This is a genomic window from Sphingomonas albertensis, assembly GCF_014358075.1.
GTDB lineage: Bacteria > Pseudomonadota > Alphaproteobacteria > Sphingomonadales > Sphingomonadaceae > Sphingomonas > Sphingomonas albertensis.
This window is the reverse complement of the sequence record NZ_JACONT010000016.1, coordinates 57,032-73,890: the sequence shown is the minus strand read 5'-3', so window position 1 is coordinate 73,890 and position 16,859 is coordinate 57,032. Positions and strand designations below refer to the sequence as shown.

The 16,859-nt window shown below is 65.8% G+C and carries 15 protein-coding genes, 1 tRNA gene and 1 pseudogene; 9 read left to right on the top strand and 8 right to left on the bottom strand.

The window, feature by feature from the left end:
* Positions 1-85: 85 nt before the first annotated feature.
* Positions 86-1,117 (bottom strand): fumarylacetoacetate hydrolase family protein, encoded by a 1,032-nt coding sequence (locus tag H8S47_RS09170; RefSeq protein WP_187503570.1) that lies wholly within the window; start codon positions 1,115-1,117, stop codon positions 86-88.
* Positions 1,118-1,267: 150 nt separating this feature from the next.
* Here H8S47_RS09170 and H8S47_RS09165 point away from each other — a divergent pair, with 150 nt between their 5' ends.
* The 4 genes from H8S47_RS09165 (at position 1,268) to H8S47_RS09150 (ending at position 4,433) form a co-directional block, all read left to right on the top strand.
* Positions 1,268-1,534: a DUF6894 family protein gene (locus H8S47_RS09165; protein WP_187503569.1), complete on the top strand. Its 267-nt coding sequence runs from the start codon at positions 1,268-1,270 to the stop codon at positions 1,532-1,534.
* A 184-nt stretch (positions 1,535-1,718) separates the two neighbouring features.
* Positions 1,719-2,447, top strand: a complete 729-nt coding sequence (locus H8S47_RS09160; protein ID WP_187503580.1) for a Crp/Fnr family transcriptional regulator — start codon at positions 1,719-1,721, stop codon at positions 2,445-2,447.
* A 225-nt stretch (positions 2,448-2,672) separates the two neighbouring features.
* Positions 2,673-4,109 (top strand): DEAD/DEAH box helicase, encoded by a 1,437-nt coding sequence (locus tag H8S47_RS09155; RefSeq protein ID WP_187503568.1) that lies wholly within the window; start codon positions 2,673-2,675, stop codon positions 4,107-4,109.
* 57 nt (positions 4,110-4,166) lie between these two features.
* A complete protein-coding gene (locus H8S47_RS09150; RefSeq protein ID WP_187503567.1) occupies positions 4,167-4,433 on the top strand; it encodes a hypothetical protein in 267 nt (88 codons plus the stop codon).
* Between the two features lie 222 nt (positions 4,434-4,655).
* On the opposite strand, the gene H8S47_RS09145 is transcribed toward H8S47_RS09150, so the two are convergent.
* The 5 genes and pseudogenes from H8S47_RS09145 to H8S47_RS09125 all read right to left on the bottom strand — a co-directional run bounded on the left by H8S47_RS09145 (position 4,656) and on the right by H8S47_RS09125 (position 8,440).
* Entirely contained in the window at positions 4,656-5,321 is a 666-nt protein-coding gene (locus H8S47_RS09145) for a nitroreductase (RefSeq protein WP_187503566.1), read from the bottom strand.
* Positions 5,322-5,422: 101 nt separating this feature from the next.
* Positions 5,423-6,718: an ATP-dependent protease ATPase subunit HslU gene (hslU, locus tag H8S47_RS09140; protein WP_132896049.1), complete on the bottom strand. Its 1,296-nt coding sequence runs from the start codon at positions 6,716-6,718 to the stop codon at positions 5,423-5,425.
* Between the two features lie 131 nt (positions 6,719-6,849).
* A complete protein-coding gene (gene hslV / locus H8S47_RS09135) occupies positions 6,850-7,392 on the bottom strand; it encodes an ATP-dependent protease subunit HslV (RefSeq protein WP_056066793.1) in 543 nt (180 codons plus the stop codon).
* Positions 7,393-7,582: 190 nt separating this feature from the next.
* A pseudogene (locus H8S47_RS09130) lies at positions 7,583-7,813 on the bottom strand (3TM-type holin); the annotation flags it as partial.
* A 90-nt stretch (positions 7,814-7,903) separates the two neighbouring features.
* Positions 7,904-8,440 carry a glycoside hydrolase family 108 protein gene (locus H8S47_RS09125; RefSeq protein WP_187503579.1) on the bottom strand — a complete coding sequence of 179 codons (537 nt, stop codon included), beginning with the start codon at positions 8,438-8,440 and terminating at the stop codon, positions 7,904-7,906.
* Positions 8,441-8,979: 539 nt separating this feature from the next.
* On the opposite strand from H8S47_RS09125, the gene H8S47_RS09120 reads away from it, so the two are divergent.
* Positions 8,980-11,262: an NADP-dependent malic enzyme gene (locus H8S47_RS09120; protein ID WP_187503564.1), complete on the top strand. Its 2,283-nt coding sequence runs from the start codon at positions 8,980-8,982 to the stop codon at positions 11,260-11,262.
* A gap of 207 nt (positions 11,263-11,469) precedes the next feature.
* On the opposite strand, the gene H8S47_RS09115 is transcribed toward H8S47_RS09120, so the two are convergent.
* A tRNA-Pro gene (locus H8S47_RS09115) sits at positions 11,470-11,546 on the bottom strand.
* 255 nt (positions 11,547-11,801) lie between these two features.
* Here H8S47_RS09115 and yajC point away from each other — a divergent pair.
* Genes yajC through H8S47_RS09095 form a run of 4 tightly spaced genes read left to right on the top strand, consistent with a single transcriptional unit; the run spans position 11,802 to position 15,102 of the window.
* Complete coding sequence (gene yajC, locus H8S47_RS09110) at positions 11,802-12,143, top strand: preprotein translocase subunit YajC (protein WP_055875282.1); 342 nt, start codon at positions 11,802-11,804, stop codon at positions 12,141-12,143.
* Positions 12,143-13,747 (top strand): protein translocase subunit SecD, encoded by a 1,605-nt coding sequence (gene secD / locus H8S47_RS09105; RefSeq protein ID WP_187503563.1) that lies wholly within the window; start codon positions 12,143-12,145, stop codon positions 13,745-13,747. Before yajC ends, secD begins: the two co-directional genes overlap by 1 nt.
* A gap of 14 nt (positions 13,748-13,761) precedes the next feature.
* Positions 13,762-14,727: a protein translocase subunit SecF gene (secF, locus tag H8S47_RS09100; protein ID WP_187503562.1), complete on the top strand. Its 966-nt coding sequence runs from the start codon at positions 13,762-13,764 to the stop codon at positions 14,725-14,727.
* Positions 14,728-15,102 (top strand): MTH938/NDUFAF3 family protein, encoded by a 375-nt coding sequence (locus H8S47_RS09095; protein ID WP_056489903.1) that lies wholly within the window; start codon positions 14,728-14,730, stop codon positions 15,100-15,102.
* Positions 15,103-15,236: 134 nt separating this feature from the next.
* Here H8S47_RS09095 and H8S47_RS09090 read toward each other — a convergent pair whose 3' ends face one another.
* Positions 15,237-16,412: a glycosyltransferase gene (locus H8S47_RS09090; RefSeq protein WP_187503561.1), complete on the bottom strand. Its 1,176-nt coding sequence runs from the start codon at positions 16,410-16,412 to the stop codon at positions 15,237-15,239.
* Between the last annotated feature and the right edge of the window lie 447 nt (positions 16,413-16,859).

Here is a 16,859-nt window from a genome sequence, read left to right as displayed (position 1 = left end):
TTGTTATTAAATTTCAACGCAGATTGCGAGGGGGAGTTGCGCATTCACGATATGCCGCGCGGATTTTTCTCCCCCGCCGCTGGAATTAGCCGCCGACAGTCTGTTCGATCACACCGAAGATCGGATGGCGCTTGTCGTCTTCCGCCCAAATCCGGACGACGTCGCCCTGCTTGAGGAACGGCGTGACGGGCTTGCCACCCTGGATGGTTTCGATCGTCCGCACCTCGGCGAGACAGGAATAGCCGACGCCGCCCTCCGCGATCGGCTTGCCCGGCCCGCCATCGGGTCCACGGTTCGAGACCGTGCCCGATCCGACGATCGTGCCCGCGCCCAGCTTCCGCGTCTTGGCGGCATGCGCGACGAGCGTGCCGAAATCGAACGTCATGTCCTCGCCCGCCTCGGCGCGCCCGAGCGGTTGGCCGTTGAGATCAACCATCAGCTTGCGGTGCAGCTTGCCGTCCTTCCACCAGTCGCCGAGCGAGTCTGGCGTGACGAAGACCGGGGAAAACGCACTTGCGGGTTTCGACTGGAAGAAGCCGAAACCCTTGCCGAGTTCGCCGGGGATTAGGTTGCGCAAGGAGACGTCATTAGTCAGCCCGACCAGCAGGATCGCCGCCAGCGCCTCGTCGCGACTCGCGCCGAGTGGCACGTCGCCGGTGACGACGACGACCTCGCCCTCCATGTCGCAACCCCAAGCCTCGTCGGCGAGCGGGATCGGATCGCGCGGACCCAGGAACCCGTCCGAGCCGCCCTGGTACATCAGCGGATCGTGCCAGAAGCTGTCGGGCATCTCCGCCGCGCGCGCCTGTCGCACGAGCGCAACATGATTCACGTACGCCGAGCCATCGGCCCATTGATACGCCCGCGGCAACGGCGACTCGGCGTCGTGCTCGTGAAAGCGTCGCATCGGGATCATCTCGTGTTCAAGATCGGTCGACAGGTTCTTGAGATCGAGCGACAATCGGTCCCAGTCGTCCAGCGCGGCCTGCAGTGTCGGCGCGATGTGACTCGCGTCAGCATACCAGGCGAGATCATTCGATACGACGACCAGCTTGCCGTCTCGTCCGCGCTCTCGTCCCTTGATGGCATCGGGATGCTTCAGGCTGGCCAGTTTCATGGGGCGGATCCTCTATTGTTTGGGCGCATCCTACGCTCGCGACGCCGTTCAAGTCGAGCATGCAGCGCGCAGAGAAACTGATTTTGGTAAGAGCGGAGCGATTGCCGGCCTGTTATCATCGGGCTTGCGTAACGGTTGAGGAAGTCGAGCATGCCCAGATACTTCTTCGACATCGACAACCACAAACACGTCAATGACGATGACGGCACCGATCTGGCGGACGACGAGGAAGCGCGCGTCCAGGCGGTCATCTTCGCGGGGGATTACCTTAGCGACCATCCGGCTATCGCACGCCACGGCGCATGCTTCCGCGTCACGGTGCGAAACGGCGAGGGGAGCGTGCTGCTCGCGGTCGCCGTCACGATCGACGAGCATGGGGTCACGCCAGGCGCCGCAACCGGTTCACCGCATTCCTGAACCGATATCGCCAGGCATCGTCGATTGCTGAGGATGCCGAAATGCTCCTTCTCTAACATAACATGGGTTTTGTCAGTCCGCTCAATCCTGGGATAAGGTGCGTCCCGCGCCGACGCGCTATCCAAGAAGGGGTGACAGCGAGAACCGAGTGCTCCTGCACTGGATGCGGAGAGTGCACGTGGATATGTCCACCGTGACTGAACAGGTTATACGTAAGTTCGAGTCGCGGATGGCGATGAGTGCGGACGACCGCGCCCAGATCGCAGCGTTGCCATTCAAGGTGCGGACGATCGATGCGTCGACCTATATGCTCCGCGAAGGCCAGCGCCCGACGCGGTGTGCGTTCATCCTCGATGGGCTCGCCTATCGGCAAAAGCTGACGCCCAATGGCGAGCGCGAGATCGTGTCGATCCTGATGCCCGGCGAGTTCGTCGACCTGCAGAACCTGTTCCTCGACGAATCCGATCACGACATCCAGGCGCTGACCCGGCTGACGCTGGCCGAGGTGCCGATATTGGCACTGCGCCAGTTCATCGAGGCGTGTCCCGCCGCAGGCCAGGCGTTGTGGATCGATGCGCTGGTCGAGGCGTCGATCCACCGCGAGTGGCTGCTCAACGTCGGCCGGCGCAACGCGCGTAGCCGACTGGCGCATCTGCTTTGCGAATTCTCGGTACGGTTCAAGAAATCGACGCTCGGCGATGCGATGGCATACGAGTTGCCGATGACGCAGGAGCAGCTTGGCGACGCGCTCGGGCTGACGCCGGTGCACGTCAACCGGGTGCTGAAGTCGCTCGAAACCGACGGGCTGATCGCGCGCAAGAAGCGGCAAGTGAGTGTGACCGACTGGTCTCGGCTGCGCGATGCCGCGGAGTTCAACGAGCGGTATCTGCACCTCGGCCAGATCCGGACCTGAGTTCGCTACGGGTGCCGAAACGGGTCGAAGGTTGACTTTTCGACCATGATGCGCCACATGGCCGTCATCGAGGCGTAATGCAGCGTGATTGGACCTTTACGGTCTTAGCTCCGCCTCGGTCGTTTCCAACGGGCTTCCCTTTTCACGCGGGGTGTCAAAACACCACCGCCCCTCGCGCGTCCTTGTGTGGATTCGCGAGCCCGGCATCTATTTGAGAGACTATTCATGTCATTTGCAAACCTCGGCCTTGCCGAGCCGCTCGTCCGTGCGCTCGAAGCCAAGGGCTATACCGAGCCGACGCCGATCCAGGCACAATCGATCCCGATCCTGCTCGAGGGTGGCGATCTGCTCGGCATCGCGCAGACCGGCACCGGCAAGACCGCGGCGTTCGTGCTGCCGTCGATCCAGCGGCTGACCGAAAACCAGAAGCGCGTCCTGCCGACGCATTGCCGCATGCTGGTGCTCGCGCCGACGCGCGAACTCGCCAGCCAGATCGCCGACAGCGCCCGCGCTTACGGCCAGTTCAGCAAGATGTCGGTGACGACCGTGTTCGGCGGCACCAGCATCAACAAGAACCGCCAGGACATGAGCCGCGGCGTCGACATCCTCGTCGCCACGCCGGGTCGCCTGATCGATCTGATCGAGCAGGGCTTCGTGAGCCTGTCGATGATCGAGATCCTCGTACTCGACGAGGCCGACCAGATGATGGACCTCGGCTTCATCCATGCGCTGAAGAAGATCGTCCGCATGCTGCCGAAGAAGCGCCAGACTTTGTTCTTCTCGGCGACGATGCCGGTCGCGATCCGCGAGCTGGCGTCGCAGTTCCTGCTCGACCCGAAGACGGTGTCGGTGAAGCCCGCCGCGACGACCGCAGAGCGCGTCGACCAGTATGTCACGTTCTGCAACCAGTCGGAAAAGCAGGCGCTGCTGACGATCACGCTGGCCGATCCGGCGATCGACCGTGCGCTCGTGTTCACGCGCACCAAGCATGGCGCCGACCGCGTCGTGAAGCTGCTCGCCGGCAACGGCATCGCCTCGAACGCGATTCACGGCAACAAGAGCCAGGGCCAGCGCGAGCGGGCACTCGGCGAGTTCAAGCAGGGCAAGGTCAAGGTCCTGATCGCGACCGACATCGCCGCACGCGGCATCGACGTCTCGGGCGTTTCGCACGTCATCAACTTCGAGCTGCCGAACGTCGCCGAGCAGTATGTCCACCGCATCGGTCGTACCGCGCGTGCGGGCGCGAGCGGCATCGCCGTCGCGTTCTGCGCGGACGACGAGAAGGCGTATCTGCGCGACATCGAGCGGATCACGCGCCAGAAGGTCCAGGTCCGGTCGCTGCCGGACGATTTCGTCAACCTGTCGAACCAGATCAAGCAGACGCGCGTGAAGACGATGGGCGCCGATCCCGAGGTTCGGATCGACCGTCCGCGCGATCCGGCACGGCCGCGGGCGACGCATTCGCCGAGGGCGACCGGTACGACCGGCCGTAACTATGCGGGCGCGAGCCGTGGCGGCCAGGGTGGCGGCGGCGGCCAAGGCGGCGGCGGTCGTCCCCAGGGCGGTGGTCGTCCTGGCGGTCAGGGCGGTGGTCGTCCGGCTGGCGGCGGCGGTGGCGGCCGTGGTCCTGCGCGCGGTGCAGGGCCGAGCTCGGCACGCTAAAGGAGCATTCGTTCGCCTCGCGGGTTTGGTATAGACCAGCCCGCGAGGAGAATGCTCATGGACGTTTCCACGACACCGGTTGCCGAACGCGTCGCACGCGTGTTGGCGGGACAGCGGATCAGCGCGAACGCCGGCGGCGATGCCGAGTCGGCGTCACGGCTGATCGATGCGGCCTGGGCGGACTATCTGCCCGACGCGCTGGCGGTGCTGAAAACTCTGCGCGAGCCTGACAAGGCGATGGCGGCGGCGGGCGACCCTGCGGTCTGGGAAGCGATGATCCTCGCTGGGATCAAGGGTGCCAAGCCCCAGACGGTGGTCCTCTAAAAGTTTGTTTCCCCGCGAAGGCGGGGACCCAGTCTGGGCACCCGCCTTCGCGGGTGAAGAGAATGAGGGCGACGCACCCGGCCCATATACACCACCCCGGCGAAGGCCGGGGCCCAGTTGGCAAGGCCGGGGTAACGAAGCGCTTCATCCGTTACAATCGTCCCCCAACTGGGCCCCGGCCTTCGCCGGGGTGGAGTTCGGTTTTGCGCTCGTTGAAGGCTGTCAGCGGATCGTCGTCAGCCATTCCGCTTCGTCTGCCCGCTCCGTCCGCAACGCATTGGCAGGTGCCCTCTTGTCTTCGTAGCCGATCGCCATGCCGCAGAAGAGCATGCGGTCGTTCGGCAAATCCATGACCCTCCCGACCGTTTCCGGATACATTGCCCAACATTCCTGCGGGCAGGTGGCGAGTCCCGCCTCGACCGCGAGCAGCATCAGGTTTTGCAGGTACATGCCGAGGTCCGACCATTGCGGTGGGCCCATGCGCTTGTCGACCGTGCAGAAATAGGCGGCGGGGGCGCCGAAGAACTCGAAGTTCCGGGCGAACCACTTCTGCCGCGCCGGCTTGTCGTCGCGGGGGATGCCGAGGTGCGCGTACATCGCTTCGCCCACGGCGTAGCGGCGGTCTCGGTAGGGCGCGGTCAGGTCTTTTGGGTAGATGTCATAGGCTGGGGTTTCGGTGGCGCCGGCGGCTAGCTTTTGGGCCATCGTGACCTTGAGACGGACCATAGGTTCGCCTTGGACGATGGCAATGTGCCAAGGCTGGAGGTTGCCGCCGGTTGCGGCTCGGGACGCTTTTATCGCGAGGTCGTGGAGGAGTCCGGGATCGACCGGGGTGTCGAGGAAGCCTCGAACGGAGCGGCGAGCGGCTATGGCTTCGGTCACGTCCATGGTGTTGGCCTCTCCAATTTTGTTCTCCTGCGCACGCAGGAGTCCAGGGTTACGAGCGTTTCTCCATGTTACCCTGGATTCCTGCGTTCGCAGGAAAGCAATTAGAGCACGAAGCGGCTCAGGTCGGTGTTGCGGGCGATTTCCTTGAGCTGGCTGTCGACGTAGGCGCCGTCGATGACGAGGTTGGAGCCGCCGCGGTCTTCGGCGTTGTAGCTCACCTCCTCGAGAAGCTTTTCCATCACCGTCTGAAGACGCCGCGCGCCGATGTTCTCAATCTCCGAGTTCACTTCCGCGGCGATGCGCGCGATCGCGGCGATGCCGTCTTCGGTGAACTCGATGCCGACGCCTTCGGTGGCGATCAGCGCCTTGTATTGCAGCGGCAGCGACGCCTTGGTGTCCGACAGGATCGCGACGAAATCGGCTTCGGTGAGGCCCTTCAACTCGACGCGGATCGGCAGGCGGCCCTGCAATTCGGGGAGCAGGTCGCTCGGCTTGGCGACGTGGAACGCGCCGCTGGCGATGAAGAGGATATGGTCGGTCTTCATCGGGCCGTATTTGGTCGCGACGGTGGTGCCTTCGATCAACGGCAGCAGGTCGCGCTGGACGCCTTCGCGGCTGATCGAACCGCCGCGGCCGTCGGAGACCGCGATCTTGTCGATCTCGTCGAGGAAGACGATGCCGTTGGCTTCCGCGTCGGCGAGGGCTGCGCGGCTGACCTCGTCCTGGTCGAGGCGCTTGTCGGCCTCTTCCTCGACGAGCTTGTCCCATGCCGCGTGGACGGTCAGCTTGCGGCGCTTCAATTGCTGGCCGCCGCCGAACGACTTCATCATCTCGCCGAGGTTGATCATCTGTGGCGCGCCGCCGGGGATATCGAACGGCATAGCGGGGGCCTGCTCGATCTCGATCTCGACTTCGGCGTTGTTGAGATGGCCGTCGAGGAAGCGCTGCTTGAAGCTCTCGCGCGTCGCCTCGCTCGCGTTCTTGCCGGTGAGCGCGTCGAGCAGGCGCGACATCGCGGCCTCCTCCGCTTTGTCCTTCACCGCGACGCGGCGCCGTTCCTTTTCGAGGCGGATGGCTTCCTCGACGAGGTCGCGGGCGATCTGTTCGACGTCGCGGCCGACATAGCCGACCTCGGTGAACTTGGTCGCCTCGACCTTCACGAACGGCGCGTCGGCGAGCTTCGCCAGACGGCGGCTGATCTCGGTCTTGCCGCAGCCGGTCGGCCCGATCATCAGGATGTTCTTGGGCGTGACCTCGTCGCGGAGGTCTTCGCTCAGTTGCTGGCGGCGCCAGCGGTTGCGCATGGCGACGGCGACCGCGCGTTTCGCGGCGGCCTGGCCGATGATGTGGGCGTCGAGCGCGGCGACGATGGCCTTGGGGGTGAGCTGGTCGTTCATTCTGATCTCGCTCCCCGCCCGCTTGCGGGAGGGGTTGGGGGTGGGCTCGCGCTTCCCTCGAACGGTAGCGCTGGAGGTGAGCGGGCGCCCACCCCCCTGCCCCCTCCCGCTTGCGGGAGGGGGAGAAGGAGTTACGTGGTCGAATCCATCGTTTCGACCGTGAGGCGGTCGTTGGTGTAGACGCAGAGCTCGGACGCTATGCCCATCGCCTTGCGACACAGGACTTCGGCGTCGGTCTCGTATTCTACCAGCGCTCGGGCTGCCGCCAACGCGTAGTTGCCGCCGGAGCCGATCGCGGCGACGCCATTCTCGGGTTCGAGGACGTCGCCGTTGCCGGTGAGGATCAGCGTCACGTCCTTGTCGGCGACGATCATCATCGCTTCGAGGTTGCGGAGGAACTTGTCGGTGCGCCAGTCCTTGGCGAGCTCGACCGCGGCGCGGAGGAGCTGGCCCTGGTGCGCTTCGAGTTTCCGCTCGAGGCGTTCGAACAAGGTGAAGGCGTCGGCGGTCGCCCCGGCGAACCCGCCGATGACGCTGCCGTCGCCGAGCCGGCGGACCTTGCGCGCGTTGGGTTTCATGACGGTCTGGCCCATCGAGACCTGGCCGTCGCCGATGACGACGACCTTGCCGCCGCGGCGGACCGAGAGGATGGTGGTGCCGTGCCATGTCGGCATGGCGTGGGGGTCGTTGCTCATAGCCGCGATGTAGGGTTTGGTTTTGGGGGTGCAACGGTCGGGAAGCGTCCGCCCTCTTCCTTCGTCCTGACTAATCTTCCATCATCCTGACGAAAGTCAGGACCCAGGATTCCAAACGGTCCGCCCAGGGCTCTGGGTCCTGACTTTCGTCAGGATGACGTATCGGGGACTACCGCCCCTTCCCCCATTCCCGCGCCACCGTGTAGCCGAGATAGCCCGTGCCGAAGAGCGCGTAGAGCGGTTCGGGGATCGCGTTCAGATACGCCGCCATGCCGCCCGCGATCGCCTGCGCCATGTGTGGGCGGACGGCGGCGATCAGGCCTGCGGGGATCGCGCCGAGTAGCAATGCGTACATCACGTAGAGGAAGGTTGGGCGGGCTCGGGTGATCCAGGGATCTGGTTCTGGATCAAGGGGCTGCGGGGTCATGAGCAATCTCCGGTCGGAGTGAAGTTCACAAAATTCACACGCTGGCAGCGTTTCCCAGCGGCGTCAGGTTCGGTTGGCGAGCCAGCCGTAGAGGAAGGCTTCGTTGGCGGGGCGGGTCTCGGCGAGCGCGACGTAGCGTTCGCCCTGGAGCGCCTCGATCGCCTTTAGCAGCACAGTTTCGCCGCCGGGTTTGCGGCGGGCGAGGAAGGCGTCGAGCGCGGTGAGCGTCGCTGGGCCGATGCGGCCGTCGAGGGTCATATCGGGATAGTCGGTGGCGCCTCGGTTGAGCGCGTTGAGCGCGCGTTGGAGGAAGGTGGCGGCCACGCTGGGCCCCATGTTGACGCCGGTGTCGAAGAGTTCTTCGGCGATTTTCGGGGCTCGGGTGGCGATCTGGTCGAAGGCGGGGCGGGTCCAGTAGAGGCGGCGGTAGATGTCTTCGGCCTTTGCGCGGGGGAAATTCCGCATGTCTCCGGGGTAGCCGTTGGTGCGGGCTACGCTTTCCGTGATGCCGTAGCGGGTGGGGCCGCCTCGGTCTGCAGGGTGGTTGGTGTAGCCGCCTTCGCGGTCGATGACGGCGTCGATTAGGTGGTCGAAGGTCATGATATGAGTCTCGCCCTGTTTGGGGGTGGAGCGAACCATATTGGTTCGCTGTAGGACAGGGGATTCTGTGGCGTTTGGGCGCTGAACGAGGTTGCTCAGGCGCAACCTGCTTCCCTCCCTGAAAGGGAGGGGTTGGGGGTGGGTCGGCCTGCTTGGGTCCGGTGCGTTCGTATGCGGAAGCCGACCCACCCCCTGCCCCTCCCTTCCAGGGAGGGGAGCGAGAAGTGCTCCCCCTCCTCTGCACCTCCCAGGCGGAGGCCGGGGCCCAATTGGGGGACGGCGATGACAGAGGGCGGCGCTCCGTTACCCTCGACGTTCCAACTGGGCCCCGGCCTTCGCCGGGGTGGTGCTGTGGCGTGGAGCGCCGAATCGCGGTCGTCCCCCACCGCCCGCGCCCCCAAACCGACGCTACGTCCGCGCGGGGTTGGCGGATCGCCCCCCCTAAGGCTATGCGCTCCCTTGAACATTCGATGCCGCGGGGTTGCCCGTGCGCTCTGGATCCACCCGGTCGCCGCCGCGGCCGACAGGTTAGGAAGACCATGGAAGACGATTTCCGCAAAGCCGCGCTCGATTATCACCGCTATCCAAAGCCCGGTAAGCTCTCGGTCGAAGCGACCAAGCGGATGGCGACGCAGCGCGATCTCGCGCTCGCTTACTCGCCGGGCGTCGCTGCCGCGTGCGAGGAAATTGCCGCCGATCCGGACAAGGCGCGCGATTACACGGCGCGGGGCAATCTCGTTGCCGTGATCACCAACGGCACCGCGGTGCTCGGGCTCGGCGCGATCGGCGCGCTCGCGTCGAAGCCGGTGATGGAGGGCAAGGCGGTGCTCTTCAAGAAGTTCGCCGGGATCGACTGTTTCGACATCGAGATCGACCAGCTCGATCCGCAGGCGTTCATCGAGGCGGTCCGCGTGCTGGAGCCAACGTTCGGCGGGATCAATCTCGAGGACATCAAGGCGCCGGAATGCTTCGAGATCGAGACGAAGCTGCGCGAAGTCATGAACATCCCGGTGTTCCACGACGACCAGCACGGCACCGCCATCGTGTGTGCGGCCGCGGTCCGCAACGTGCTCGAACTGCGCGGCAAGCGGCTCGACCAGATGAAGCTGGTGACGTCGGGTGCGGGTGCGGCGGCGCTGGCGACAGTCGACCTGCTGGTGTCGATGGGGCTCAACCCCGAGAACGTGACGCTGACCGATATCGCCGGCGTGGTGCATGCCGATCGCGGCGACGTGATGCCGCCGAACATGGCGCGGTACGCACGGACGACCAATGCGCGGACCTTGCCGGACGTGCTGGAGGGGGCCGACATTTTCCTCGGGCTGTCGGCGCCGCGCGTGCTGAAGCAGGAATGGCTGCATCTGCTGGCGCCCGATCCGCTGATCCTGGCGCTAGCGAACCCCGAGCCGGAGATCCAGCCGGCGCTGGTGCATGCGACGCGGCCCGATGCGATCATCGCCACGGGCCGCTCGGATTTTCCGAACCAGGTCAACAACGTGCTGTGCTTCCCGTTCATCTTCCGCGGGGCGCTGGACGTCGGCGCGACCGAGATCAACGAGGCGATGAAGGTCGCGGCGGTCGACGCGATCGCGGCGCTTGCACGGGCGACCGCATCCGATGTGGTGGTCACGGCTTACGGTGGTGCGACGCCGGTGTTCGGGCCGACCTACATCATCCCGAAGCCGTTCGATCCGCGGCTGATCCTGCACGTCGCGCCGGCGGTGGCGAAGGCGGCGATGGAGTCGGGCGTGGCGACGCGGCCGATCGAGGATTTCGACGCGTATCTGCGCGATCTCGAAGTGTTCGTGTATCGCTCGGGCCAGCTGATGCGGCCAATCTTCGCGCGCGCCAAGCAGGCGGGGCGCTCGATCGCCTATGCCGAGGGCGAGGACGACCGCACGCTGCGCGCGGTGCAGACGGTGATCGACGAGGGTATCGGGCGGCCGGTGCTGATCGGGCGGCGCGAGGTGATCGCCGAGAAGATCCAGTCGAGCGGATTGCGGATGGCGATCGGCACCGACGTCGAGGTGCTCGATCCGGGGACCGACCGCGAGGTGTTCGATCCGCTGCTCGCCGGGTATAATGCGCTGGTGGGTCGTCGCGGTACGCCGCCCGACAGCGCCGAGCGTGCACTGCGCACGCGGCCGAGCGTGGCGGCGGCGATGCTTCTGCGCGAGGGGCGCGTCGATGCGGCCTTATGCGGTGGCGTCGGCGACTGGTGGACGCAGATGACCTACATCATGCCGCTGATGCCGCGCATGCCGGGCGTCTCGCGGCTGTATGCGATGTCGGCGGTGATCCTGCGGACCGGCAGTCTGTTTTTCTGCGATACGCATGTGACGGTCGACCCGACCGCCGAGCAGATCGCCGAGATGACGATGCTGGCGGCCGAAGCGGTGCGCGCGTTCGCGATCGAGCCGAAGGCGGCGTTGCTGTCGCATTCGAGCTTCGGTGCGTCGCGGTCGCCCTCGGCGCAGAAGATGCGCGCGGGGCATGCGTTGCTGAAGGCAGCGGCGCCGGAGTTCGAGTTCGACGGCGAGATGCACGGCGATGCGGCGTTGTCGGAGGCGTTGCGGCGGCGGTTGGTCGCGGACAGCCCTTTGACTGGTTCGGCGAATTTGCTGGTGATGCCGAACATCGATGCGGCGAACATCGCGGTGTCGCTGTTGTCGGCGTCGACCGAGTCGCTGCCGCTGGGGCCGATGCTGCTGGGGCTCGCCAAGCCGTTGCAGATGATGGTGCCGAGCGTGACCGCGCGGGGAATCGTGAACCTCAGCGCGGTGGCCGTGGGTCATGCAGCGACGGTGAGCGAGACGGCGTAAGATCACCGGACGGGGCCGGCATCAGAGTCGGCCCCATTCCAAGTTCCGTCATCCCCGCGCAGGCGGGGATCCATACGGGCTGGCGTTGCTTGGTGTCAGGCAACGTTCGAATTTATGGGTCCCCGCCTCCGCGGGGATGACGACGAGTGTAACGGAATGCGCTCGCACAAGAGCTGCACGAGTTCACCGTTCATCGATGTAAGAAAATGGTCGGAGCGACAGGATTCGAACCTGCGACCCCCACACCCCCAGTGTGGTGCGCTACCAGGCTGCGCTACGCTCCGACCGAACGGGCCGCAAGGCGACCCGAGGGGGGCGCACTACGCGGGGTCTGCGCCCGATGCAAGCCCGAACACCGCAGCGATGTCCGCAGCCATCTGCGATGCGTCCGGTCGCATGACGCCCACGTCTCATCCTGTGGCGATCTGTTGCGCGAGGTTCCAAGCGATGATAGCGGGCGGACCAATGCGGGCGCGACGCGCGACGTCCGGCCCGACCCATCCTTGCGCCTTCCACGGCCCAGCCAGATACGGACCTTCATGTTCATCTCACCAGCTTATGCCCAGGCCGCAGACGGCGCCACGACGGCGGGGGGCGGGATCGCCTCGTTCCTGAGCCTCGCGCCGCTCTTCCTCGTGTTCGTCGTGTTCTATTTCCTGATGATCCGCCCGCAGCAAAAGCGCATGAAGGCGCTGCAGGCGTCGGTCGCCGCGGTGAAGAAGAACGACAGCGTCGTCACCTCGGGCGGGATCCTGGGCAAGGTGACCAAGGTCGAGGATAATGTCGTCGAGGTCGAGATTGCGCCGAATGTCCGCGTCCGGGTCGTCAAGGCGACGCTGACCGACATTACCAGCCCGAACACGAAGCCGGCCAACGACTGATGTTGGATTTTCCGCGCTGGAAGGTCGGGTCGATCATCGGGTTGCTGGCGGCATTGTGCCTGCTGGCGATCCCGAGTTTCCTCCCCGAGAGCACCACGAGCAAATGGGGGTGGATCCCGCATTCCCGCGTCAATCTCGGGCTGGATCTCGCCGGCGGCAGTTACCTGCTGCTCGAGGCGGATACCGCCGACCTTGCCGCGACGCGGATCGAGGCGATGCGCGACAGCGTCGCGGGGACGATGCGCAACGGGACGCCGCGGATCGAGATCGGCGACATTTCGACGCGCGGCGGCCAGCTGAGCTTCCTGCTGCGGGATCCGAGCCAGGTCGATGCCGCGCGCGAACGCCTGCTGGCGATCACCGGCGGTGGCGCCGGGATGAGCGGCCAGCGCGAATGGGACATCAACGTCGTCGACACGAGCCGGTTCGTGCTCAAGCCGACCGAGGCCGGCCTGACCCAGGCGGTCGACACGGCAATGAAGGACGCGACCGAAGTCGTCCGCCGTCGCATCGACGAACTCGGGACCAAGGAGCCGACGATCGTTCGCCAGGGCGCGACGCGGATCGTCGTCCAGGTGCCGGGGCTGAAGAACCCGCAGGCGCTGAAGGATCTGCTCGGCAAGACCGCCAAGCTGGAATTCAAGCTGGTCGACGAGACCGCGAACCCGGCCGATCTGGTCAAGGGCATTGCGCCGATCGGCAGCCAGGTCCTCCCCTACCCCGGCAATCCGCAGGGCGTGCCGTTCATCGCGGTCAAGCGATCGGTGATCATCTCGGGCGACCAGCTCGCCGATGCTCGCCAGGAGTTCGAGCCGCAGACCAACGCGCCGCAGGTGGCGATCACGTTCAACGCCGTCGGTGGGCGTCGCTTCGCCAAGGTCACGACCGAGAACACCGGCAAGCCGTTCGCGATCATTCTCGACAACTCCGTGATCTCCGCACCGAACATCAACGAGCCGATCCTTGGTGGTCGCGCGTCGATCTCGGGCAACTTCACCGTCGAGTCGGCGAACGCGCTGGCGATCACGCTGCGCTCGGGCAAGTTGCCGGTCGCGCTGAAGACGATCGCCGAGAGCACCGTCAGCCCCGATCTGGGCAAGGATTCGATCCGCGCCGGTGTGCTCGCCTCGATCATCGCGGCGCTCGCGGTGATCGTGTTCATGTTCGTCACCTATGGGCGGTTCGGCCTGTATGCGAACCTCGCGGTGGTCATCAACATCCTGGTCATCGTTGCCGTCATGGCGATGCTGAACGCGACGCTGACCTTGCCCGGTATCGCCGGCTTCGTGCTGACGATCGGTACCGCGGTGGATGCCAACGTGCTGATCAACGAGCGCATCCGCGAGGAGCGGCGACGCGGGCGTAGTGTCGTCCAGTCGGTCGAGCTCGGCTACAAGGAAGCGAGCCGGACGATCTTCGAGGCCAACGTGACCCACGCCATCACCGGCGTGATCATGCTGCTGCTCGGCTCGGGTCCGGTGAAGGGCTTCGCGGTCGTGCTGTTGATCGGGATCTGCACGTCGGTGTTCACCGCCGTCACGTTCACCCGGATGATGGTCGCCTTGTGGCTGCGGAAGAACCGCCCCACCACGATCAATATTTGAGGCGGGAGATAACCATGCGCCTGCTGAAACTCGTTCCCGACAACACGAACCTGAAGTTCGTCTCGCTCCGCAAATGGGCGTTCGGGCTGACCCTGCTGCTGTCGTTGCTGGCGGCCGGACTCGTCGTCACCAAGGGCCTCAACATGGGCGTCGACTTCGTCGGCGGCGTCCTGATCGAGGAGAAGTTCGCGACCGCGCCGTCGATCGACGCGGTCCGCACCGAAGTCGACCGGCTCGGCGTCGGCGAGGCCTCGATCCAGTCGTTCAGCGATCCCAAGACGCTGTCGATCCGCCTGCCCGTCCCCGCGGGTGACGAAGGCGCGACCAACCGCCTCGTCAAGAAGGTGTCGGACGACCTTGCGGTAAAGTTCCCCGGCGCGACCTTCTCGAAGTACGATACGATCTCGGGCAAGGTCTCGGACGAGCTGATCAGCAAGGGCCTGCTCGCGGTCGGACTCGCGATCCTCGGCATCGCGCTGTTCGCGGTGGTGCGGTTCGAGTGGCAGTTCGGCGTGTCGACCGTCGTTGCGATCGTCCACGATCTGTTGATGACGCTCGGCTTCTTCGCGCTGACGCAGTTCGAGTTCGACCTGAACATCGTCGCGGCGGTGCTGACGATCATCTCCTATTCGATCAACGACAAGATTGTGATCGACGACCGTATCCGCGAGAACATGCGCCGGTATCGGAAGATGGACATGCGCGAGATCATCGACCTGTCGGTGAACGAGACGCTACCGCGTACGGTGATGACGTCGGTGACGATCCTGCTGGCGCTGGTCGCGATGCTGGTGCTCGGCGGCCACGTGCTGCGCGGGTTCACCGCGGCAATGATCCTGGGTATCGTCGTCGGGACGTACTCGTCGATCTACGTGTCGTCGTCGCTGCTGATCACGCTGGGTCTGCGGGCCGATCCTGCCCCGCGCAAGGGCGGCGTGCAGGACGGTGCCGAGCGGGTGGGTCCGAAGGTCGAGCGTTAAATGAGGATGGACCGCGAGAAGACCGATGGGCCGATGATCTCGGCGATCGGTCGGGCCGGGTTCAAGGTCGATGATGGGTATTATACCGCGTTGTCGATCAGTCCTGAACGCGCAGATGGCTGGGAGCCACCGGCGTTCGAGGCGCTTGGCGAGGCGGACGTGGCGGCGTTGCTGGCGCTCGATCCGCCACCGGAGTTTTTGTTGCTAGGAACCGGATCCGCGCTTCGCCAGCCGCCGCTTGCTTTCAAGAAGGCGGTCGAGGCTCGTGGGTTCGGGATCGAGGCTATGGATAGTCGCGCCGCTGCTCGGGCCTGGGCGGTTTTGCGCGGCGAGGGTCGCTGGATCGTCGCGGCGCTGTACCCGCTAGAGGGGTGATCCCCGCCCCCCCCCAAGGGGGAGGTGTCGCCGCAGGTGACGGAGGGGGAGGATACGGACCAGGGGTTACCCTTTCCTCCCCCTCCGTCTGGCAAGAGCCAGCCACCTCCCCCTGGCGGGGGAGGATCGATCATTTATCGTTGATCCGCGACCAATCTCGTGAGGTGCTCGTAGAGTGCGGCGGTGTTGGCTTCCCACGTGAAGGGGGCGGCGACGGCGCGCGTTGCTGCTTGGGTCGGCGGGTCTGCGAGCAAAGCGCCGATCGCGGCTGCGAACGCGAGCGGATCGCCGATCGTCACGCGGCCGGCATCCGGAGATCTCACCACTTCATGTGCGCCGCCGGCATCGGTGATGACGATCGGTGTCCCGCACGCCAGAGACTCGACCCAGACGTTGGCGAGGCCTTCCGAACTGGAGGCGAGCGCGCTGACGTCGGCGGCGGCGATCAGTTCGGGTAGGTCTGCGTGGGGGAGGGCGCCCAGCAGGCGGATGCGGTCACCGACGCCGAGCCGCGCGATCAACGCCTCCAGGTGGGCGCGCGCGGGTCCGTGACCGGCGATCAGGAGCGTGACTCCGGGCAATGCTGCGACTGCCTCGACGACGATGTTGTGGCCCTTGCGCGGCAAGAGCCCGCCGATTGCGATGACCAACGGCCCCGGCACGCCGAGCTTGGCCTTGGCCGCTGTGCGGTCGGCTGCGGGGCGGAAGCGGTCCTGGTCGACGCCGGTGTGGTGCACCGTGATCCGGTCGGCCGGCATGCCGAGCGTTACCATGTCGGCCTTCATGGCCTTGCTGACCGCGAGCAGGCCGGCGGCGCCCTGCCCTGCGTCGCGGACCTGTGCGGCGGTGGCGGGCGCTTCGCCCCAATGGTGGATGTCGGAGCCGCGCGCCTTGATCGAGACGGGGACGTGGTAGCGCTTGCCGAGCGCGACCGCGGCGGGGCCGTCGGGGAAGAAGAACGACGCGTCGATCACGTCGAACGCGAAGTCCGCGCGGATCGCGTCGAGAACGGGCACGAGCGCGCGTTCGAGGGCGGCGGCGTGGTAGCGGCCCTTGGTGAACGGGAGCGCGGTAAAGCGCGGGCGGTGGACATCGACGCCCTTCCAGATTTCGCGCGTCGGCAGGGTGCCGAGTCTGGCATAGTGGCCGATGCGGCGGAGTGGGCGCGGGGGTAGACCGACCGGTGCTACTGCTACCAGCGACACGTCGGGGTGCGCGGCCAGGCCGAGCGTCTGGCGTTCGACGAAGACGCCGAAATTGGGGCGGGTCGCGTCGGGGAACAGCGTCGATAGGGTGAGGATGCGGAGCATGGTGGCGGGGGTATAGCGGGGCGCGGGTTAATTGGGGGTGAGTTTGAGGGGGGCGCCTAGCTTTCCACCCCGGCGGAGGCCGGGGCCCAATTGGAAAGGTGGCAATAACGGCTTGCTGCCATCCTTTAGCAACGGCCCCCAATTGGGCCCCGGCCTCCGCCGGGGTGGAGGTGATGTTGGGGCATTTATGAGGCTGGATATGGGGTTGGTGTTGGCCGCGCTTACCTTGTTTCCCCGCGAAGGCGGGGATCCAGTCTGGGCTCCCGCCTTCGCGGGAGAACAAGGACGGGCGGGCGTCTTGCTGGTTTCAGGTGGCTACCGACCGGGCCACCTCCCCCGCGAAGGCCGGGGTCCGATGGGGGGACCTGCATAACGGAACGCAGCACGCCGTTATTGCCACCTTTCCACCTGGGCCCCGGCCTCCGCCGGGGTGGTTTTCTTCTCGGG